This window comes from Vibrio sp. 1401, assembly GCF_033340295.1.
Window position 1 is genome coordinate 1 of sequence record NZ_JAWOWF010000852.1, and the last position, 514, is coordinate 514.

General features: G+C 41.6%; 1 pseudogene. It reads right to left on the reverse strand.

Annotated features, from left to right (window positions below):
• Positions 1 to 101 (reverse strand): annotated as a pseudogene (locus tag R7Z77_RS28525) (PTS fructose transporter subunit IIB); the annotation flags it as partial.
• Between the last annotated feature and the right edge of the window lie 413 nt (positions 102 to 514).

The following is a 514-nucleotide window of genomic DNA, read 5'->3' on the forward strand; positions in this document are numbered from 1 at the left end:
ATTTGCACGTTATGTTTTGGCGCAGCTTTCATTAGTGCATCTGCCGCCATATAAGTATGAGCGATGCCTGTAGGGCATGCTGTCACCGCTACGATTTTCATGTTCTATCCATTTTATTTTTTGTGGATATTAACACAGCCACCGCAGATTGAATTGATTTGAGCTGGATTAACGCAAGAGCTCTATCACAGTTTGAATCTCATGTTACATTAATCCAGTTAATGCACTTTTAGTCCTATATATCAAAGGGTAGGCACTGGTTAATCTATGCCCAAATAAAATGAGTAGGAACGCATACGAGCCAGGGGATCCTGTATCTCAAACTCACTTGGGTATATATTCGAGCGTGAATATTGGAAGGTAAAACAATGGACATCACAAACCTAATTGAGCTGGAAACGATATGTTTAGATCTAAAAGCTCAAACCAAAGATGAAGCGCTCAAAGAGCTGGTCGAGATGCTAGAGGCCGCCGGCAAGCTCAATAGTCAAAGCCAGTTCTTGGCAGATATCTG